The organism is Mesorhizobium sp. M1406 (genome assembly GCF_040317555.1).
Lineage (GTDB): Bacteria > Pseudomonadota > Alphaproteobacteria > Rhizobiales > Rhizobiaceae > Mesorhizobium.
The window spans coordinates 98955-115415 of sequence record NZ_JAMYKW010000009.1 but is presented as its reverse complement, the minus strand read 5'-3'; the positions used below and the strand labels follow the sequence as shown (position 1 = coordinate 115415).

General features: G+C 59.3%; 16 protein-coding genes and 1 pseudogene. 10 read left to right on the top strand and 7 right to left on the bottom strand.

The window, feature by feature from the left end; all coding sequences use genetic code 11:
- Window positions 1-103 precede the first annotated feature (103 nt).
- Window positions 104-415, bottom strand: a complete 312-nt coding sequence (locus tag NKH03_RS11190; protein WP_352968401.1) for a DUF982 domain-containing protein — start codon at window positions 413-415, stop codon at window positions 104-106.
- Between the two features lie 258 nt (window positions 416-673).
- Window positions 674-1403: pseudogene (locus NKH03_RS11185) on the bottom strand (IS630 family transposase); the annotation flags it as partial.
- Between NKH03_RS11185 and NKH03_RS11180 the strand changes: the two are divergent.
- Window positions 1365-1769: a calcium-binding protein gene (locus NKH03_RS11180; protein ID WP_352880279.1), complete on the top strand. Its 405-nt coding sequence runs from the start codon at window positions 1365-1367 to the stop codon at window positions 1767-1769. The pseudogene NKH03_RS11185 and the gene NKH03_RS11180 overlap by 39 nt on opposite strands.
- Here the strand turns inward: NKH03_RS11180 and NKH03_RS11175 are convergent.
- Window positions 1729-2757, bottom strand: a complete 1029-nt coding sequence (locus NKH03_RS11175; RefSeq protein ID WP_352968400.1) for a LacI family DNA-binding transcriptional regulator — start codon at window positions 2755-2757, stop codon at window positions 1729-1731. The genes NKH03_RS11180 and NKH03_RS11175 overlap by 41 nt on opposite strands.
- Before the next feature lie 335 nt (window positions 2758-3092).
- Between NKH03_RS11175 and NKH03_RS11170 the strand changes: the two genes are divergently transcribed.
- The 9 genes from NKH03_RS11170 (at window position 3093) to NKH03_RS11130 (ending at window position 12072) form a co-directional block, all read left to right on the top strand.
- Window positions 3093-4058 (top strand): substrate-binding domain-containing protein, encoded by a 966-nt coding sequence (locus NKH03_RS11170; RefSeq protein WP_352863508.1) that lies wholly within the window; start codon window positions 3093-3095, stop codon window positions 4056-4058.
- A 98-nt stretch (window positions 4059-4156) separates the two neighbouring features.
- On the top strand, window positions 4157-5212 hold the full coding sequence (locus NKH03_RS11165; RefSeq protein WP_352863510.1) for an ABC transporter permease: 1056 nt from the start codon (window positions 4157-4159) through the stop codon (window positions 5210-5212).
- Between the two features lie 11 nt (window positions 5213-5223).
- Entirely contained in the window at window positions 5224-6048 is an 825-nt protein-coding gene (locus tag NKH03_RS11160; RefSeq protein ID WP_352863512.1) for an ATP-binding cassette domain-containing protein, read from the top strand.
- Between the two features lie 89 nt (window positions 6049-6137).
- Window positions 6138-7139 carry a Gfo/Idh/MocA family protein gene (locus tag NKH03_RS11155; RefSeq protein WP_352880300.1) on the top strand — a complete coding sequence of 334 codons (1002 nt, stop codon included), beginning with the start codon at window positions 6138-6140 and terminating at the stop codon, window positions 7137-7139.
- Window positions 7136-8095 carry a sugar phosphate isomerase/epimerase family protein gene (locus NKH03_RS11150; protein ID WP_352968399.1) on the top strand — a complete coding sequence of 320 codons (960 nt, stop codon included), beginning with the start codon at window positions 7136-7138 and terminating at the stop codon, window positions 8093-8095. The genes NKH03_RS11155 and NKH03_RS11150 overlap by 4 nt, the downstream gene beginning before the upstream one ends.
- Before the next feature lies 1 nt (window position 8096).
- Window positions 8097-8870, top strand: a complete 774-nt coding sequence (locus NKH03_RS11145; protein WP_352968398.1) for a TIM barrel protein — start codon at window positions 8097-8099, stop codon at window positions 8868-8870.
- A gap of 85 nt (window positions 8871-8955) precedes the next feature.
- On the top strand, window positions 8956-9255 hold the full coding sequence (locus tag NKH03_RS11140; protein WP_352968440.1) for a ribbon-helix-helix domain-containing protein: 300 nt from the start codon (window positions 8956-8958) through the stop codon (window positions 9253-9255).
- A 179-nt stretch (window positions 9256-9434) separates the two neighbouring features.
- Window positions 9435-9908: a hypothetical protein gene (locus tag NKH03_RS11135; protein ID WP_352968397.1), complete on the top strand. Its 474-nt coding sequence runs from the start codon at window positions 9435-9437 to the stop codon at window positions 9906-9908.
- Between the two features lie 85 nt (window positions 9909-9993).
- Entirely contained in the window at window positions 9994-12072 is a 2079-nt protein-coding gene (locus NKH03_RS11130) for a sigma-54-dependent Fis family transcriptional regulator (protein ID WP_352968396.1), read from the top strand.
- 105 nt (window positions 12073-12177) lie between these two features.
- On the opposite strand, the gene NKH03_RS11125 is transcribed toward NKH03_RS11130, so the two are convergent.
- The 4 genes from NKH03_RS11125 to NKH03_RS11110 all read right to left on the bottom strand — a co-directional run bounded on the left by NKH03_RS11125 (window position 12178) and on the right by NKH03_RS11110 (window position 16456).
- Window positions 12178-12675 (bottom strand): DUF1097 domain-containing protein, encoded by a 498-nt coding sequence (locus NKH03_RS11125; protein ID WP_352863522.1) that lies wholly within the window; start codon window positions 12673-12675, stop codon window positions 12178-12180.
- Window positions 12676-12862: 187 nt separating this feature from the next.
- Entirely contained in the window at window positions 12863-13906 is a 1044-nt protein-coding gene (locus NKH03_RS11120; RefSeq protein ID WP_352458624.1) for an NAD(P)-dependent alcohol dehydrogenase, read from the bottom strand.
- Window positions 13907-13952: 46 nt separating this feature from the next.
- Window positions 13953-15584, bottom strand: coding sequence for a molecular chaperone GroEL (locus NKH03_RS11115; RefSeq protein ID WP_352968395.1), 1632 nt, complete (start codon window positions 15582-15584; stop codon window positions 13953-13955).
- 74 nt (window positions 15585-15658) lie between these two features.
- The gene (locus NKH03_RS11110) at window positions 15659-16456 is read right to left on the bottom strand and encodes an iron-sulfur cluster assembly protein (protein WP_352863526.1); all 798 of its coding nucleotides are present in this window, start codon (window positions 16454-16456) and stop codon (window positions 15659-15661) included.
- Between the last annotated feature and the right edge of the window lie 5 nt (window positions 16457-16461).

Sequence of the window (16461 nt, the reverse complement as noted above, 5' to 3'; positions counted from 1 at the left end):
CGATAAGGAGGTTCGGCTTCCGCTCCCGTTGCCGCGATGACGCACCGTTCCGCGGCGGTAAATTGCCGCCGCGGTGAATCCAGCGTCCCCCTCTTAAAGGAATTTAGCCATCACTTTCTAAAAGATAGTCTCCTTGGATCTTCGGCCCTGTCATCCATGGCGGCGCTGCGGGTACGGCCTCAATGACACCCACCCTATGTGCCCAAGTGGCAAAGGCCTTATGTGCCGCCTCGACAGACTTTCTGCCATCGTACGCAGAGTAGCATGCATCAGACGCCGCTGCGTGGAGAAGCCCGCGCCTTTCAACCGGCCATTCTTCCAGAAACTCTATCGCATCCATGGCACAGTCGATCTTTTGGATACCATGGCCGTCGTCTCTTACGAAAACCGGCTGTTTGAACGTCGCATTTTCCATTGGTGACCTCCCTTCAAACCGTGCGGAACTGATCCTGCCTCAGCAGACCGGGACGGAAACGGGATTTTCAAAGAAAATCGCCTCCATGCGCTCCTCCCGCTTCTGTTCGATTCGACATCCGGCAACCGCACATAGGAAAAAGATTGGAAACACCTCTTTTCAGTTCAAGGGGAGTTTGGCGAAACGAACAGAAGACCTTCCGAAGCACCTTCGCGCACATGCCGGGCGGCTTCGGGATCGCTGCTAGTGTCCTGATTCCTAAGTTTGAGCCATTTCGGTTTGGTGTTGTGCGACTTGAAGCGTAGCCAGACAGAAGCGCTTGATGGTGTTGAGGATATCGTCGGCCGACTTGGTCCATCTGAAGGGCTTTGGATCGGCATTGACAGCTTCGATGTAAGTTCTGATTGCCGCCTCCAGCTCCTGTGTCGACCTGTGGACGCCGCGCCTGATCTGCTTTTCGGTCAGGTTAGCGAAGAAGCGTTCGACCTGGTTGAGCCATGAGGCGGCTGTCGGTGTGAAGTGAATATGCCAGCGGGAACGCTTGAGGAAGAAAGCGCGCACGGTGCTGGTCTTGTGGGTGGCGTAGTTGTCCATGACGATGTGGATATCGAGGTCAGCCGGGACATTGGCCCCGATCTCGCGCAGGAATTTCAGAAACTCCTGCGCGCGGTGGCGCTTAAAGCAGCGGCCGATGATGGTGCCGGTGGCGGCATCGAGGGCAGCAAACAGGGAAAGGGTGCCGTGCCGCGTATAATCGTGGCTGCGCCGCTCGATCTGGCCGGGGCGCATCGGCAGCACCGGCTGCGTGCGATCCAGCGCTTGGATTTGGCTCTTCTCGTCGACGCACAGGACCAGCGCTCGCTCGGGCGGGACCAGATAGAGGCCGACAATGTCACGCACCCTTCTCCACAAACAGCGCATCCGATGATAGTTTGAAGCTCTCTGCGCGGTGCGGCTGAAGGCCGAAGGCCGTCCAGATGCGGTGGATGGCAACTCGCTTGCCAACGTGATCACCGGCAACACCGGCAACAACACCTTGGCAGGCCTGGGCGGCGCCGACACACTCATCGGTGACGCAGGCACCGACACGCCCAGCTATGCGGCGTCGGCGGCCGGTGTGAATGTCAGCCTGATGACCGGTGTGGCTCAAGGCGGCGATGCCGAAGGCGACACCTTCTCCAGCATCGAGGGCCCTCTGGGCTCTGCACAGAACGATACGCTCGAAGGCGATGGCGGCAACAACGTGCTGAATGGCGGCGCCGGCATCGATACGCTGAACGCATTCTGTGGCCAGCTTATGAGCCAAGTCGTCATCAAACGCTCTCCGGGCTGTACATATCGAACGGAAACGTGATCCTAAATACCCCGTTATCGGGACCTGCGTTCTTCGCTTTCACCAGAGTTGCAATAGTCTCTGATGCAAAACGCTCTATGGGGTGTGACAGGATCAGCGAAATCGTACCGTCTATCAAAGCAGCCCGCGTATCTTCAAAGAGTTCATAGCCTACGGTAACGAAGTCTTCCCGTTTTGGAGTAGCCCTGAGTGCGGCTATCGCACCTGTAACACCACCCCCTGAGATGAATAGTCCGCACATATCCGGATGGTCCGTCAGCAGCTTTTCGACATGTTCACGGGCAACCACGGCTGACTCGTAAGTTGGCAGCGGTTCGAGCAGCGTGAATCCCGAATTATGTTCACGGAAGTAAGAACGAAACCCGCTTTCGTTCATTTCCTGGTTCCGCAATCGGTGGCTGCCCACAAGAATGCCTATTTTCCCCGGCTGTCTCACCATGCGGTCAAACGCCCAGGCAGCGGTGCGTCCTACTTTCCAATTATCGAGCCCCACAAAGCTGATGCCTCCCTTGGCCGTGAGGGGGCCGATAAGTGAAACGACCGGCACGCCGCTTTCAAGAACTGCGTCAATCGCGTCAGCAACGGCAGGATGCTGCGGCGCTACAATCGCAAGTGCTTCGCACCGCCCGCCGAGCGACTGAATATGTGCCGCGACTTTCTCCGGCGTGAGGTCTTCCATGTACTCGACCGTTAGATCGATATTGCAGGCAGGATAAGCTTCCGCAGCTTGCGCAATTGAATCGCCGAGTAGGCGATAGAAGCGTCTCTCCCGTCGCTGCAGCAAAACCCCGACACGGTGGATCACCTCTTGTGCCTTCGCCGCCTGCTTGATGGTGCCAAGTCCGTAGAAGCCGATTTCCTCAGCGGCTGCCAAAACGCGTGTGCGCGTATTGCTCCGGACCGATTCAGGCTCGGACAGTACACGATTGACCGTTGACACGGATACACCTGCGGCTTTTGCCAAGTCTGGAATGGTTGGTCTCTTCATGTCAAAAATTCCATTACTCTGGTTTCGGCATCTCAAAAAATATCATTCATACAAATTTTCGAAATGATTTGAGACGAATTTCTGAAGCGATAGTAATCCAGATTGACCTGAAAGATGTCAACGTAGCATTCATTGCGCGTTGACGGTGCTCAGCGATCTAGGAGCCGTCAGCGCTTTGGGGGAGGCCCGGCGCACAATTTGGACGAGGAGGCTCAACGTCGTTGTGTTGAGATCGCGGACCTGCGCGTGCCTGCCGGGATCGGCCGCACGGCCAAAAAAGGCAAAAAGTATGTCGAGCCGCAGCCATGCGGCTTTAACCTGAGGAGGAATTCGACATGTCGTTCACCAAGAAAATTGCCACCGCAGCCATGGCATTCATGCTGGCATCCAGCGCTCATGCGGGTGACACGGATATCGCCGTCATCGTGGGTTCGGCCCAAGATGGCTTCTGGAACATGGTCAAGAAGGGCGTCGATGATGCTTCGCTGATGGTCAAGGCTAATGGCGGCACCGTCAATTTCATGCAGACCCAAAACTATGACAACTTCGGCCCGGACCTCGCTTCGCTAATCGAACAGGCTGTAGCCCAGGGTGCTAAAGGTATTGCTATCCCGAACTGGCTGCCAGAATCCGAAACCCCTGCCCTCAAGGCTGCGCGGGACAAGGGCGTGGTGATCATCTCCTTCAACGCTGGCCAGAGTGAGATGGATAATTACGGCTCGCTAAACTATTTCGGGTCGGACGAATATCTGGCAGGTGTTGAGGGTGGCAAGTATCTGGCTTCTCATGGTGCAAAGAAAATTCTCTGCCACATCCAGAACCCAGGTGCCGTAAATCTCGAGACCCGCTGCAAGGGCGTTCAAGACGGTGCGAAGAAGGCTGGCGCAGACACCTTCATCCTCCGTGTTCCTGCTAACCTTGACCAGGACATGAATGGTACCTCTGAAGCAATCAAATCCGAGCTGATCGCCGATCCGTCCATTGACGCCGTCATCACGCTCGCTGCATGGGCTGCAGATGCTGCCGCTAGCTCCATCGATCAGCAGAGCAAGATCGGCAAGATTCAGCTTGGCACCTTCGATATGTCCGCCTCGGTTCTGGATCGCATTTCGAAGGGCACCCAGACCTTCGCAATCGACCAGCAGCCTTATCTGCAGGGGTTCCTCGCAACCTCCATGCTGTTTGCAAACCTGAAGTTCGGCACTGCGGTTGCAACGAAGCCGGTTCTGACTGGTCCGGCGATTGTCGACAAGACCAATGTTGCTTCGGCAATCGACGGCGTCAAACTCGGGGCACGTTGAGGCTGGCCCGAGGCTGAGACCTGGCCGCTAACCTGGCCGGGTCTCATCCATGCTCCCTCTATGTAGCTTCGTCTGCGCTAACTGAGGATTTTGCTTCCATGACCACCACAAACCTAAGAACCAGCACCGTTGAAACACCCGCCATCGAGAGTGAATCGGCCATTTCATCCATTAAGGCCTTTTTTCGCACCCCCGCCGCTGGTGCTTTCATGGGTTTCGTGGCTGTATTCATCCTTTTTGCGATGTTCGGATATAGCCGCAACTTTTTGTCCGTAGCTGGTGTAACTACGTGGGTGAACTTCGCGTCACTCATAGGAATGATTGCGATTCCGGTCGGGTTCCTCATGATTGCCGGTGAACTCGATATTTCAACCGGTGCTGTACTTCCCGCGTCCACGATGACAGTTGCGATTGTCTGCGAGCATTATCAGATGCCTGTGCTTGTCGGTGTAGCTGCAGCGCTTGCCATCGGTGCACTGATCGGCTTCATCAATGGATACATCGTAACTCACACGCGCGTGCCGTCGTTCATCGTGACATTGGCGACGCTCTTTGCAGTGGCAGGCATCACGCTCTACCTGTCGATCTTCTTCATCAACAACACCAATTCCTTCTATCACGCGCCAGATTGGGCAAAATCGCTCTTCGGCGGGAAGGTGTATGGCTTCAATTCTTCCGTCTTCTGGTGGGGTGGGCTTATCGCAGCATTCGTCTTCTTTCTGCATTACTCTCCGAAGGGAAGCTGGGTGTTCGCTCTTGGTGGAGACCAGGAGAGCGCGAGAAACGCAGGTATTCCTGTAACCAGGATGAAGATTGCACTCTTCATGCTGTGTTCCATATCGGCGGCCTTTGCTGGTGTCCTTCAGGTGATGACATTCAGCTCCGCAACGTCTCAGGCCAATTTTGGCCTAATCTTCAACACCATTATCGCCGTGGTCGTAGGTGGCGTTCTCCTCACGGGTGGTTTTGGTACTGTAATGGGCATTGTCTTCGGGGTGCTCACCCTTTCGATTGTTACCCAAGCTATTGGTTTCACAGAGATCGACAGAAACCTGTCCTTCCTAATTATCGGTGTCATGCTTTTGATCGCTGTCCTGCTCAACGACACGTTTCGTCATTTGGCCACCAGCTGGTCGACGTCCAAAAAGAAATAAGGAGAGCGACAATGTCCGATAAGAAACCCGTTCTCGAATTTCGAAACGTCGACAAATCGTTTGGCCATATTGATGTTCTGAACGATATCAGCCTCAAGGTCGGTGAAGGTGAAGTGCTCTGCCTGCTTGGCGACAACGGCGCGGGTAAGTCGACGCTCATCAAAACGCTGTCTGGTGTCTATCAGCCGACGCGTGGCGAAATTCTGATGGATGGTCAGCCCGCACTTTTCTCCAGTCCCCGTGAGGCTCAGGAACGCGGGATAGCTACAGTTCACCAATTCGGTGGGACATATCCTTTGATGTCCATAGGACGTAACTTTTTCATGGGTTCGGAGCCGACAAAGGGTTGGGGACCGTTCAAATATTTCGACCGCAAAACCGCCACCCGAGTGGCAGTTGCAGAGGTTCAGAAAATGGGGATCACACGCATCACCGACGGGGATCGCTTGGTCGGTGGCCTTTCCGGAGGGGAACGCCAGTCGCTCGCGATTGCCCGTGCTGTCTATTTCGGAGCCCGTGTTCTCATCCTTGACGAGCCGACGGCAGCCCTCGGCGTCAAGCAGGCTGCTCACGTACTGCGTATCATCAATGAAGCCAAGCGTCGTGGCCTCGCGGTCATTTTCATCACCCATCAGGTGATGCATGCCATGGCAGTGGGCGATCACTTCGCAGTGCTCATTCGGGGTGCAATTGCGGCTGACTTCCGCAAGGGGGAAAAGACACGCGAGCAGATCGCTGATCTGATGGCCGGTGGTGAATCCATGGCCAGTCTCGAAGCCTCACTTGAAGGGTATATGGAGACCCATGACGGTCTTCCGCCACCGCCCGCTCACTGACTGAATATTGGCATTGCCGCCAAGTAGTGGAATTTGTTGAATGGAAGCGGTTGAGCTCTTGTGCCAGCCGAATGGAAGGAGTTTGTCCAATGGTGCGTGTAGCAGTCATTGGTGCAGGGCTGATGGGCGCTGACCACGCCAAGATCGTCGTGGAGGAAATGCCGGGCGCGACCCTTCAGGTGGTCTGCGACATGGATAAAGTCCGCGCTCGCAAGGTGGCCGATGCCCATGGTGCGGCAGACGTTGCAAGTAATCCGGAAGCCGTGATTGCCCGTGCCGATGTGGATGCGGTGATCGTCGCGAGCCCGGACTTCACTCATGCGCCGCTGTCACTCGCCTGCATCAACGCGGGCAAGAAGGTGCTCTGCGAAAAGCCCCTATCGCAGTCCTCGGCCGAATGCCTCTCGATCATGCAGGCCGAACAGGAAGTTGGTCAAAAGTTCGTCCAGCTCGGCTTCATGCGGCGCTACGACCAGTCCTATGTCGAGATGAAAGAGGCAATTGAAAATGGCACGCTTGGCCGAGTCCTGATGATGCACAACTTCCACCGCAATGTGGAAACGCCAGCCTCCGACTTCACCGGTGCCATGGCAATCACCAATTCCGCCCCGCATGAGTTCGACGTCGTGCGCCATGTACTTGGCACCGAATATGCCTGGATCTCTGCCTTCCAGCCGAAGCGCTCTGATCGACGCGTCGCGCCCGTCTTCATGGTCCTCGAAACCGTCGATGGCCAGCTCGTCAACATCGAGATCAACAACAACGCTGCGTACGGCTACGACGTTCGTGCCGAACTCGTGGGCGAGCACGCGAGCATTTCCATGAGCCATGTCGCTTATACCCATCTCGAACGCTCGCTTGGCGTCCACACCGGCTACGATGCCGATTGGCGGACCCGCTATTTCGATGCCTATCGCCGCCAGAACCGCGCCTTCCTACGCTTCGTCGACACAGACGTGTTTCCCGAAATCGCATCAAGCTGCTGGGATGGCTATGCCGCAGCAGTTGCCGCCGAGGCAGGCGTAACGGCACTCGCTTCCGGACAGAAGCAACCCGTCACCATGATTTCCAAGCCGGAGTTCTACGCATGAAACTGGGTTTCGTATCCGACAGCCTTGGGGGCATGCCGCTCAATGACCTTCTCGACAATGCTGCCCGCATGGGTGTCTCGGGGGTCGAGGTCAACACCTGCGGCTGGTCGACCGCTCCGCATTTCGACCTGAAATACATGCTCGGCAACACGGCCGCGCAGAAGGAGTTCCGGAAGTCCTTCTCTGACCGTGGGCTCGAAGTCATCAGTCTCAATGCCAACGGGAATCCCTTGCATCCCACCGATCCCGCTCAGGGCGAAGACCTGAAAAACACCATCCGTGTCGCGGGCGAGATGGGCATCAGGACGGTCTGCACCATGTCGGGCCTGCCTGCCGGCAATCCCACCGACACCATGCCGAATTGGGTGGTCTCCTCCTGGCCGCCGGAAACCCAGGCGATCCTCAAATACCAGTGGGAAGAAAAGCTCTTCTCGTTCTGGGCCGAAATCGTGGCGCTCGCGAAGGAATGCGGGATCGAGAAAATCGCGCTCGAACTGCATGGCAACCAGTGCGTCTACAATGTGCCGTCTCTGTTCAGGCTCCGCAACGAAGTCGGCCCGGTCGTTGGGGCCAACCTCGATCCCTCGCATCTCTTCTGGATGGGGGCCGATCCGCTGATCGCGGCCGAAACGCTGGGCGACGCCGTCTATCACGTCCATGCCAAGGACACTTTCCTCAATGCCCCGAAGCAGGCGACGACCAGCCTCTTGGAAAACGGCAGTCTCACCGACATCCCGGCGCGAAGCTGGTCCTACATCACGCTCGGCTTCGGCCACAGCGAGGAATGGTGGCGGCAGTTCTGCTACCGCCTCAAGATGGCAGGTTATGACGGCTGGCTCTCCATCGAACATGAGGACGTCCTCCTTAACGCGCTCGAAGGGCTCGAGAAATCCGTGACCCTTCTGAAGGGCGTCATGCCTGTCGCCCCAGCCGATTTCAAATTGCAGGATATCTGACATGAGCTTTCAACTGGCAGCCTGTGCGGAAATGCTCTGGCAGGACAAACCGATACATTGGCGAGCGTCCCGCTTGCATGAGATGGGGTTTGGCGTCGGCCTGTGGAATTATCCCGCCTGGGACCTCGACGAACTGGAGAAAACCGGCGCGACATTTACAATAATGAACGGCTATCTTGAGGGGCGATTGGCTGACTCAGAGGGGGCCGACCTTCTCCTCAAATCTGCGCGGGAAACCGCACAGGTTGGCAGGCGCCTTGGTGTTCATCGCCTGAACCTTCATGGTACTGGTCTTGGAGATCAGGGGCTGCCCATTCAGCAAATGGCACATGTCGCACCGGGCATGTGGCTGAAAGCACGCGATACCCTGCACCGCATCTGCGACATGGCAGAAGAAGAGGGCGTCACGTTCACCCTTGAAAACCTGAACCTTCGCGAACATCCCGGCTGCCCGTTCAATTCAACGGCAGATGTACTTTCGCTGGTCGCTGCCGTCGATAGACCGCAGCTCCGGATCAATCTCGACCTCTATCATACCCAGATCGGCGAAGGGGATGTGATCCGCCATGCAGAAGCGTGTCTTCCATGGATCGGAGAAATCCAGGTCGCCGACAACCCAGGGCGATGCGAACCGGGAACGGGTGAAATGAACTGGCCGATGATTGCAAGAGCGTTGGACGCCATTGGGTATGCGGGGCCTGTGGGGATGGAAGCCTTTGCGAAAGGCAACCCGGAAGATGCGCTAGAGGCATTCCGTAATGCGTTCACGATTTGAAACAGTAAGGAAATTGATATGCTGAAAGTAGGTCTCCTCGGGGCAGTCCGCATCGCAGGCGTCCACGCAACGGCCATCTCCACGAATCCGGGCAGCCGGGCAGGATCCGGAAGGGTATCGACTGGTCAATCGCTCAATTCGAATAGGTGGCCATTCAACGAGCATCCAGCTTGAGGCCACTTTTTGGACGTTGTTGGACGAGATCGCCCACGGACAGGGGATGACGGCGCCGAAATTCCTCTCGACACTTTACGATGAAGCACTGGAAACCAACGGCCATATCCCGAACTTTGCCTCCATGCTGCGCATCACGTGCGCGCTCTACCTGCGCGACAGGCAACCACTCGACAGCGAACCCTCGGAATTGACGAACAAGGCAGCCTGACACGCGGGCACTACTCAAAACGTCCGAATACCGGAAATCCCGTGTAGCAGCCGCCTGCTACCAGCGACCCGAATTTTGGCGCTATCTATTAGCATTGGCGGATCTGACGGAGGCGGTGTAGGGTTCGCGTCACAAGAAGAATGAGCCGTATCCACGGCACTGCGAATCTGGGAGGATTCATGGTCGAGATTATCTCCAAGCGGGATGGCCCGCGGCGCGAGGACGTACAAGTCAAAAGACTGATCGAGCAGAACCGCTCGACCATCGTTCGCCTTGCCGACCAGATCAGCGGCGGCGGCTATTCGGCTTCCAAGAAGCCACGCCAGCAACCAAAGGCCGAAGGCCTGATCATCCATGTTGGCGGTGGTGCCTCGCCTGTGGCTGAAGCCAAACCGTCCATCCATGTCACCATGAACGGTCGTGTGATCTCCAAGGATCAGAACACCGGCCGCCAGCTTCATCATATCGGCGATGTCCGCAACCGGGATGGTAGCCAGATTTTCGTCCTGGCAACGAAGCAGAACGGCTTTTTCTCACCAGTCGACGAAACCGTCGCCGAGGCGCTTGCCGAACTGGACGGGGCCTACCTGACTGCGACCTATAGCGAAGAACAGCTTGCCGCCGACATCGGCGCGAAACTCGGCATCGACTGACCACCGGCACTCGGGCGTCGCTGAGCACGCCCAATCCGCGACAGCATACAGAAATGGCATACCTCAAAGGTACAGTGATGACTGAATGAGACACGCGAACGGCCCCGATCAGATGAAGACCGATGCTCTTCCGGCGCGTGCGTCGATGGCCACCGGACAGTTGGTTCTGGACAACATCGACTATGACGAGCGCGCCACCATGCGCGCTTGGGAAAGTTTTCTGGCTGACGAGCCGAAGTGCGCCCGCGATCCGGTCCATGTCCGCTCGCTGATCCACGATTCCTGGTATCGCAGCGCCACCGGCGGCATCAACGCGCAAGGCATCGAAGCGCCGCTGAGCAGCGATCGTGACGAGATCGAATATCTGACCCGTGCCAACGCCGAGCTGCTTTCGGCGGCGCGGCGATCATTTGCGTCCCTTGGCCAGTTGCTGGAAGGGACGGGAGCGATGCTGGTGCTCGCCGACAGCGATGGCGTGCTGATCGACGCGATCGGCGACAAGAAGACCTTGCATGACGGCATGGACATTCATCTGGGCATCGGCGGCAAATGGAACGAGGACGCCGTCGGAACCAACGGCATCGGCACGGCGCTTTGGACCGGCGAACCGATTTTCGTCCACGCCGCCGAACATTTCTGCGTCGGCATCAAATCCTGGACCTGCGCCGGTGCGCCGATCCGCGATCCCCTGGACGGCAAGATCATCGGTGTCGTCGACCTGTCAGGCTATTCGCCGATCTTCCGGCCACACAACACGGCGCTCGTCGCCGCCACCGCCAGGCAGATTGAAAAGGCACTCGCCGAACAACAGCAGGAGCAGCGCACGCGCCTGCTTGAGGCCTTCATTTCCTCGGCACCCAGCTACCGCCGGAAAGACGGGTTGGTGATCGTCGATCATCGTGGCCGCGCGATCTTCTGCAACAACGTGCCCAATGGCGATACGACGGAGATGATGGACGGCCCGATGGAACCGGGGCGTGGTCGTTGGCTGATGAACCTGCCGGCCTCCGGCTCGGACACCGATCTCGCCAACGCACTGCCGGCGCATCTGCGATCCTGCCATGTCACGCCGCTGAAGCTTGATGGCGATCTTCGTGGCGCGGCTCTGGTGTTTCCCTCGGTGCCGGCCGTCTCGGGCATGACGGTGATCCGCCGGGAGGAGAGCAAGCACCTGCGAACCGCCGCCGCCATGATCGTCGGCGAAAGCGAAAAATTGCTGGCCGCCGTCGATGTCGCCTCCCGTGTGGCCGGGTCGAAGGGTGTCACCTCGTTGCTGATCGAAGGCGAGACGGGTGTCGGAAAAGAGTTGTTTGCACGACTTGTCCATGCCGGCAGCCGGCGCACCGAAAACGACCCTTTCATCGCCATGAACTGCGGTGCAATCACCAAGGAACTGTTCGGCAGCGAATTGTTCGGCCACGTCGCCGGCGCCTTCACCGGCGCTTCGCGTGACGGCAAGCCGGGCATCTTCGAACTCGCCAATGGCGGCGTGCTCAGCCTTGATGAAATCGGCGAGTTGCCGCTCGAAATCCAGCCCTTCCTGTTGCGTGTCCTCGAAGAGCGCGTGGTCCACCGCATCGGCGACTCCAGAGGCCGGCCGGTGGACGTGCGACTGGTCGCCTCGACCAATCGCGACCTCAAGCAGGAAGTCGCGGCCGGGCGCTTCCGCAGCGATCTCTATTACCGCATCGGTGCGGTCTCGATCCATGTCCCGGCGCTGCGCGAGCGCGGCGACGACGTGCTGCTGCTGATCGAGCATTTCAACCGTCAGATCGCGAAGCTGGCAGGCAATGAACCATTGGAGTTTTCAAACGACGCGCTCGATGCGCTGCTTGCCTACCGCTGGCCGGGCAATGTGCGCGAGTTGAAGAACCTGGTGGAACGCCTTCATATACTGGCGCGCGGCAGCACGATCGACCTGCAGGATCTTCCCGGCGAAATCAGTGCGGGCAATCGCAACACCATGGCCATGCACGGCGACCATCCCGCAGCCATGCTCGAAGCACCCGTATGTACATTCGAGGACGCGGAACGCCAGGCGATCAAGAATGCGCTTGCGGCGGAGAGCGGCAATCTCAGCAAGGTTGCGCTCAGGCTCGGCATTTCGCGGCCGACGCTCTATCGCAAGCTCGGTCAATACGGGATCCGGCGCGGCTTCCTTTAGGCGTAGCTCCTTTCACCTCCGCAATAAAAAACCCGCGGCATTCGCGCCGCGGGTTGGGAGAATTCGTCGACCGAGATTGCCTTCAGGCAGCGGTCGCGGAAATGATCAGGCCTTTACGACGGCACCGGTCACTTTCTCCGAGACGTAGCCGAGGATGTTGCCGATGATCAGCGAGATCACCACGGCGGCAGCAACCTTGATGATGCCGCCGGCACCTTCGCCATAGGCGGCGGCAGCAAGCAGAAAAAGCGCGGCAGTCGTTGCATAGCCATAGACCGCTGACGGAATGGCGCTCAGCAATGGCAGCTTGGCGGCTAGGATCAGGACAATGATTGAAATGCCGACACAAATGCCGGCCATGATCGCGGTAACACCAATAGACGTCAGTGCTATCAGTGCGCCGGCGGCGCAGATCGCTCCCCAGAGGTTTGCAACCGCCGAATTCTTGAAACCGGCTTCCTTGCCGCCACAGTGATAGAAACTTCCCCAGCCGACAAATACCGCCCAGATCAGCAAATAGGGGTTGCCGATGGTGATCGCTGCCCACGTTGCAATGCCGCCCATAATGCCGATGACGACGGCCAACCCTGTGATAAGATCCATATTGTCCTCCCGTTTTTCCAAAGCTCGAAGCAAAGAATCTCGATCGGGATCGCGCTTCGCTGACGTCCCGACACGGAAAACGCCATGGCATCAGCCACAGGGTTCAAGAAAAGGCTTGCCGGGTCCGGCAAGCAGTCGGATCGAACCGGACGTGGCACCCGTCCGCGCGAAGTCCGGTCCAAATGTTTCAGGGCACGATGACGCCACGGCCGGTGAACCGGCGGTTCTTGAAATCGTCGAGCGCGGTGTTGATGCTGGCGAGATTGTATTCGGTGTAGTGCATCTTCACCTTGCCGTCGGCGTTGAGCTCCATCAGTTCGACAAGCTCGGTGAAATTGCCGACCAGGCTGCCGCCAATGTTGATCTCCTCGATGACAAGATGCGCGGTCGGCACGTTTATGTTGCCGCCATAGCCGACGACGAACAATTGCCCACCCTTGCGCACCATCTTCCAGCAGATGTTCTCGACACCGAGTTCACCGACGAAGTCGATCACCACATGGGCGCCGCCACCGGTGATCTGGGCGACTTCCTCGACGACATTCGGCCCACCATCGAGGATGAAATCGGCGCCAAGGTCCTTTGCCAGTACCCGCGCCGCCGGCTCGCGATCGACGGCGATGATGCGACAGCCCGAAATCGCGTGCAGCGATTGCAGCGCGATGTGGCCAAGCCCGCCTATGCCGAGCAGCACGCAATAGCTGCCTGGGCGGAGCAGTTTGGCGGCCCGCTTGGCGGCGCGGTAGGCGGTGATGCCGGCGTCCGCCAGCGGCGCCACTTCGATCGGCGTGATGTTGGCATTGAGCTTGATCAGCGATCGCTCGCTGGTGATGAAGTATTCGGCGAAGCCGCCATTCATGCCGAGGCCGGGGAACTGGCCGTTGTCGCAATACATGTCCTCGCCATGGCGGCAGTTGAGGCAGATGCCGCATGAGCGGAAGGGATGGCAGATCACGGCGTCGCCGCGCTTGACCGAGCGGACGCCGCTGCCGACCTCCTCGACCCAGCCGGCATTTTCATGGCCCATGATGTAGGGCAACAGCGTGCCTTCGGGATCCATGGTCGGCTTCCACACGCCCTCGATGATGTGCAGGTCCGTGCGGCAAAGGCCGGCGGCCCCGACCCGCACGATCACCTCGTCGGGAGCGGTGATCGTCGGCGCCTTGACCTCCTCGATCTTGAGTAGGACGTTCATCTTCGGGTCGTACTCGTAAAGTCTGGCAGCTTTCATGGCTGTGTCCTTTCAACGTCGAAATCGTTCCGTCGGAATTGTCGCCTCAGGCGCGGCCGAGCCTTTCGGAGCCGCCGCCACGTGCCGGGCCGGCCGTCGGATCCTCATCCTCGGCAAGATCGCCAATCAGCGTTTCGGTGGTCAGGATCAGCGTCGCCACCGAAGCCGCGTTGGCGAGCGCGGTATAGGTGACGCGGACCGGATCGATGATCCCTGCCTCGAACATGTTCTGGTATGCGCCGGTCGACGCGTTGTAACCGTAGCCGCCATTGATGCGGGTGACCTCGGTCACCACCGCTTCAGGATCGGCGCCGGCATTGGCGGCGATGCGCCACAGCGGCCGCGACAGCACCGAGCGTACGAGGCGCACGCCTTCGGCGACATCGCCATCGACGCCGGCCGCCAGCTTGTCGAGCAGTGGCGCGATCTGGGCGAGCGCCGAGCCGCCGCCGGCGACCACGCCCTCTTCGGACGCGGCGCGCACCGCGTTCAAGGAATCCTCGATCAGCTGGATGGTCCGCTTCTGCTCGACCGGCGTGACGCCACCGGCATAGAGGATCGCGGTGCCGCCGGAGAGCTTGGCCAGGCGTTCGCGCAGCTTGTCCTGGTCGATGTTGGGCGGCGAGGCTTCATACTGCCGCTGCACCTGGGCGCGACGCGAGGCGATTGTCGCATGGTCGCCGCCGCCGCGAATGATGGAGGTGTAGGACGAACTGGTCTTCACCCGGTCGGCCGTGCCGAGATCCTCGGCGGTGATATCCTCCAGCCGGCCGCCGAGATCGCGCGCGATCACCTTGCCGCCGGTGATGATGGCCAGATCCTCCATCATCGCCTTTCGCCAGTGGCCATATTCCGGCGGATGGACGACGAGATATCGTCCTGGCCCCTGCTTGCCGAGCAGCGTCACCACCACTTCCGGCGACATTTCCTCGGACACGATCAGCAGCGGGCGGCCGGCCTCGTCGGCAATGCGGCGAACCGCATCGAGTTGCCCGGGCTCCTTGATCTTGAGGTCGGTCATCAGGATGTAGGGCCGCTCGAGCACGGCCTCCATCTTCTCCTGATCGGTCACCATGTGATGGGAGAGATAGCCACGTTCGAAGGACATGCCCTCGACGACGTCAAGCGTTGTCTCGGTGGTGACGCTGAAGTCGGTGGTGATGACGCCTTCGGCGCCTACCCGCTGATGGGCTTCCGCCACCAGCGCACCGAGCTTGCTGTTGGTCGCGGCGATGTTGGCGACCGACGCAAGAATGCCGTTGCCCTTGGCCGGCTTGGCCGAGGCCTTGAGTGCCGCCACCACCGCCGCCACGGCGAGGTCGATGCCCTTGCACAGATCGACGGATTTCACGCCACGCTCATTCGCCTCGACGCCACCCTGGATGAGCGCGTTGGCGAGCACGATGGCCGTCGTGGTGCCGTCGCCGGCGATCTCGTTGGTCTGCATCGACACTTCGCGCACGACTTGCGCGCCCATATTTTCGAAACGGTCGTGCAGCTCGATCTCGGAGGCGATGCTGACGCCGTCGCGGGTCACCATGGGCGTGCCGATCGGCCGGTCGATCATGGCGTTCATGCCTTTGGGGCCGAGCGTCGGCTCGACGGCGGCTGCAAGCCTGAAAACGCCACGGGCGAGAGCCCGGCGAGCCTCGGAATTGTGGAGCATTATTTTGGGCATGATTCCTCCTTCCGCCTTACGGGCGGGTTGTTGGTTGGGGGCCTCGTGCGAGGGAGGCCGTTGCTGTCAGCGCTTCAGGCGGCCGGTGTCGTCCCGGTCGGCACACGATCCAGAATGAAATCGACGAGCGTCGGTTCGCCATCGACCACATCCAGTTCCTTGTATCTGGTCTGCTTGAGCCCACGGCACAGCGCGCCGTTGAACTCCATGTTGATGCGCACACCGCGCAGTTCGGCGAGATGGGCACTGAGTGCGGCCGGCGGGATTTTCTGCCCTTCCCATGTCACGAACACAGGATCGTCGGCCCGGCGGTTGGGAAAACGCTCGAGCAGAGCCGCCCTGTATCTCGGCTTCTGTTTGGCCGCCTCGCCCGGTTCGAACCGCGCGACGTCGTAACCCGGCAGGTCCGTGCCGAGGATTTCCCGATCGGTAAGGCCGTGCGCCTTGAGGCCGCGCAGGACCGCCTCCTGGCGCCGCTTGAAGGCCTTCATCGCGAAGGTTTCGCGCAAGCCGCCGAGATCCTGATCCTCGGCAAGCACGGCAAAAATGTCGCCGAAGCTCTTGCCTTCCGCCATGCCGCGATTGACCTCTTCCGCGAACATGTGATCGTGCAGCTTGACGCGATAGGCTGGCTTCCAGGAGAGCTGGTCGAGCGCCTTGCGGACGCCGTCCAGCATCAGGAACGCGAAGTTGGGCGAGCACCAGTAGGTCGGCAGGCGGAAGTCGACTTCCACGCTGCCATCGCCTGTCACCTGCGCCCGCTCGACGAAGCCCATCTCGGTGACGGGTTCGTCGAGTTCCGGGTCGTTGACCTCACCAAGGCGCCGCCACAGTTCCTTCTCGCGGCCGCTGGATACACTGGCGGTTGCCATGGCTC